Raw genomic sequence first — 3,876 nt, 5'->3', positions numbered from 1 at the left:
ATTCATCCGCACATGTGCGGATGAATGTGGGAACCCGATACCCTGAGGGCCGGATCGGCCGGCCCCGGGAGATCGGAGGACGGCATGTCCGGAAAGAAGAAGAGCGGCTCCGCAAGGGCGGTCCCGAGGGCCTACGGAAGGCTCACGAGGCACGAGCGGGACACGGTCCAGAGGATGCTGGAGCGCAGGGCGTCGTGCAGGGAGATCGCGAGGGAGCTGGGCAGGTCGCCCTCGACGGTGAGCGCCGAGGTGGCGTCGCACAGGTTCGTGACGGCGCCGAAGGCCAGGCGCGGCGAGCGCGTGGACGCCTCCGCCGACCTGTCGGCGGCCTGCCCGCGCCTGGCGGCGTGGCCGCGCTGCTGCAACGGGTGCGGCCGGTACCGCGCGATCGGCTGCAAGCGCCGCCCCCACGTCTTCTACGAGGCCCGGGCCGCGCAGCTGTGCGCCGACTCGGTCCTCGTCTCGTCCAGGCGCGGGATAGACGCCGACGAGCCCGCCGCGGCGGCCAGGCTGGAGGCGATAAGGGACTGCCTGCGCCGGGGGCTGTCGCCCGAGCAGATGGCGGCGCGCAACGGCGGCCCGGTGGACCTGTCGCCGTCGACCATCTACCGCTGGGTCTCGGCGGGCTACGACGGCATGACCAACATGGAGCTCAGGCGCAAGGTCGGCTACAGGCCGAGGAAGCGCGCCGCGGGCCGGGCGGCGACCCGCCACTCCGCCCGCAGGTCGCATGCCGCGTTCCTCGCCCTCGGGGAGGACGCGTGCGCCGCGGCCTGGGAGATGGACACCGTCGAGGGGGCCCGGGAGGACTCCGCCTGCCTGCTCACGCTGCTGCACCGCCCCAGCAGGCTCCAGCTCGCGCTGCCGCTGGAGGAGAAGACCGCCGGGTGCGTCGCGGACGCCCTGGAGGGCGTCCGGGCCATCCTCGGCGCCGACGGGACGCGCCGCGTGTTCCGCGCCGTCCTCACCGACAACGGCGCCGAGTTCTCCGACGAGGCGGCGATCGCGGCGCTGCTCGGCGAGGGGCCGGGCGAGACGAGGCTGTTCTACTGCGACCCCAGGCGCAGCGACCAGAAGGGCGCCTGCGAGCGCAACCACGTCGAGATCAGGAAGCTGCTGCCCAAGGGCGCCGGAATCAGGTTCGACCGGCTCGCCCCGGCCGACCTGGCGCTGGCCATGTCGCACGTGAACTCCGAGCCCCGCGGCGCGCTCGGCTTCGCGACGCCCGCGCGCGCCTTCAGGGCGATGCTCGGGGAGGACGCGGCGGCGCTGCTGGACGCCTACGGCGTGGAGGACGTGCCGCTCGGCGATCTCGACCTGACGCCGGGGCTCATCGAGAGGGCGCGCGCAGAGAGGGGCGATGCCCCGCTGGCCTAGCCTAGGAGAAAAACGGAATAGACGGACCGACCGTCCGGCTGAGTCTGGGAAGAGGTGCCGGGCGGCGGGCGGAGCATGGCCACCGGACCCATCGAAACACATCTCCACCATTCCTTCAACTGGGAAAATGCCGCCCCCGGGGCCCGGATAGGACCTCGGGGGCGTTCGGTTAACTGCGGGAGCGTGCCGTCAGCTCAATGTGTTCGGTTGGGATCGGAAATCAACCAGTGATCTTACTGAACATATGGCGCACCTTGTCCAGGCGGCTGTTTGGACGGCGGGGCTGGATGACTGGCTTGCCGACAGCGGCCTGATACCCTTTCAGTTCTGTAAGGCATACGCTCTGCCCGTTGGTGTAAAAGGCCAGATCAGTACGGTATGCCTGTATACAGCGGGCGGGAATCTCGCCAGTAAAGACAACTTCATCCTTTTTTACCTGGACCGTTTCGATGGTGGCACAGTATTTCGGTGCATCATGATAAGCCCTGGAAAGATATTCCCGGGGCGCATAGAGGGTGAAGGAGAGATAAGGTTCCAGCAGTTGCGTCCCTGATTCCTTCAATGCCTGTTCCAATACAATCGGGGCCAATGAGCGGAAGTCCGCCGGCGTGCTGACCGGACTGTAATAAAGCCCGTATTCAAAGCAAATCTTACAGTCCGTTACGTTCCAGCCGAACAAGCCCTGCTCCAGCCCGTAACGGATACCATCCCTGACAGCGTTTTGAAAACTCTGGTTCAAGTATCCCAGCGAAACCCGGCTCTCGTATTGTACACCGGAGCCAAGCGGGAGTGGTGTAACAGACAGTCCGATGGATGCCCAAAACGGGTTGGGCGGCACCTCGATATGGATGGTGTGGCTGGCTGCTTTGAGCGGCCGCTCCATATAAATGACGGTGGGTTCCTTTACCACTGTTTCAAGCTTGTATTTTTCCGACAGCAAAGCGGAAACAACCTCCAACTGCACCCGGCCCAAAAAAGAAAGAATGATCTCATGGGTGATGGAATCCACCTCGCAGCGCAAAAGCGGGTCAGTATCCGCAAGTTGCGTAAGAGCGTCCAGCAGCCGTTCTCTTTGCGCTGCCGTTTTCGGCGCAATCGACGTCCGCAGCATGGGGAGGGGGTCCTCACGCCACCTTTTACGAGGGAGCCGGGTTGGGTCCCCTAATACATCGTTTAACCTCACGCTGTCGCTGGGAAGGATAACAATTTCACCCGGATAAGCGGTGTCTGTCCGAACAATTTCCCCTTTGGATGGAATACGCATCTCTGTGATTTTCAGCTTTTCTCTCCCGGCCAGGGCCACCGTATCCCGCAGGCGCAGCGTTCCGCTGTATAACCGTAGATAGACACGCCGCTGGCCGCAATCGGTGTACTCAACCTTGAAAACGCTGCCGCATAGGGCGGCGCCCCCCTGTTCCCCAATCGGTTGGAACAGCCCTGTCACCGCATCCATCAACGGTTGAATGCCAAGGCCATTTTTGGCGCTGCCATGATAGACTGGGAACAGGGAGGCGTCTTGAACCCGCTGCTGTTCCTCCCGCGCAAGTTTTTCCCGGCTGATTGGTTCTCCTGCGATATACTTTTCCAATAATTCATCGTTATTTTCGATGACCGCATCCCATGCTTCTATGTCGGTATTTTCCTCCAGGACTATTTCCGGGGACAGCGACACCGTCTGCTTGATGATAATATCGGCGGAGAGCTTATCCCGAACAGACTGAACCACGCTCTGCAAATCAACGCCAGCCTGGTCGATCTTGTTGATAAAGATAACGGTGGGAATGTTCATTTTCCGCAGGGCATTGAACAGAATACGGGTCTGGGCCTGCACGCCATCTTTAGCGGAGATCACCAAGATGGCCCCATCTAAAACAGCCAAAGAGCGGTACACCTCCGCCAAAAAATCCATGTGGCCGGGCGTATCCACAATGTTAACTTTACATCTGTGCCACTGGAAGGAAGTGACTGCCGCTTGAATGGTAATCCCACGCTGCCGCTCCAAAAACATGGTGTCCGTCCTCGTTGTCCCTTTTTCGACGCTCCCCGGTTCTGAAATGGCTCCGCTGGCATATAGCAGGCTCTCCGTCAAGGTCGTCTTTCCAGCGTCTACATGGGCAAGAATTCCAATATTGATTATTTTCATGTGATTGTCCTCCCTTTACAGCCCCAAAGGGCATAAAAATCCCCAGCAGTAAAATACTTTTACCACTGGGGATTATAAGTTGCGGACATACACATATACAGCATACACCTGTTTGTGATTGCTGTTTTTGGGGATATGTCAAAATTGATAAGGCAAAAGTATTCTTAAATTGGGTACAAAAAACTAAGCCCCTACAAAAGGAGCTATCATAATCCTTTGTTCCCACTATTTGATTATAGTTTTATTTAAGAATACCTTGCCGCATATTTTTTACTCCTTTTCTGGATTAAATCATTGTATCACATCAGTTTTAGGAAAGCAAGTAGGTCAAGTCCTGTGGAGTGGTGTAATCGTTT

Annotated in this window: 2 protein-coding genes; one reads left to right on the top strand and one right to left on the bottom strand. The window is 59.6% G+C overall.

All coding sequences use genetic code 11. The features are described 5' to 3' along the window. The first annotated feature begins 24 nt into the window (after positions 1–24). Positions 25–1,377: an IS30 family transposase gene (locus HMPREF2884_RS00410; protein WP_306437770.1), complete on the top strand. Its 1,353-nt coding sequence runs from the start codon at positions 25–27 to the stop codon at positions 1,375–1,377. A gap of 220 nt (positions 1,378–1,597) precedes the next feature. Here HMPREF2884_RS00410 and tet(W) read toward each other — a convergent pair whose 3' ends face one another. Next, positions 1,598–3,520, bottom strand: coding sequence for a tetracycline resistance ribosomal protection protein Tet(W) (gene tet(W), locus HMPREF2884_RS00405; RefSeq protein WP_049362095.1), 1,923 nt, complete (start codon positions 3,518–3,520; stop codon positions 1,598–1,600). Positions 3,521–3,876 lie beyond the last annotated feature (356 nt).

The organism is Rothia sp. HMSC073B08 (assembly GCF_001812975.1).
In the GTDB taxonomy this organism is placed as follows: domain Bacteria; phylum Actinomycetota; class Actinomycetes; order Actinomycetales; family Micrococcaceae; genus Rothia; species Rothia mucilaginosa.
Note: the sequence above shows the minus strand (reverse complement) of the source record. Positions and strands in the feature narration are given on the sequence as shown.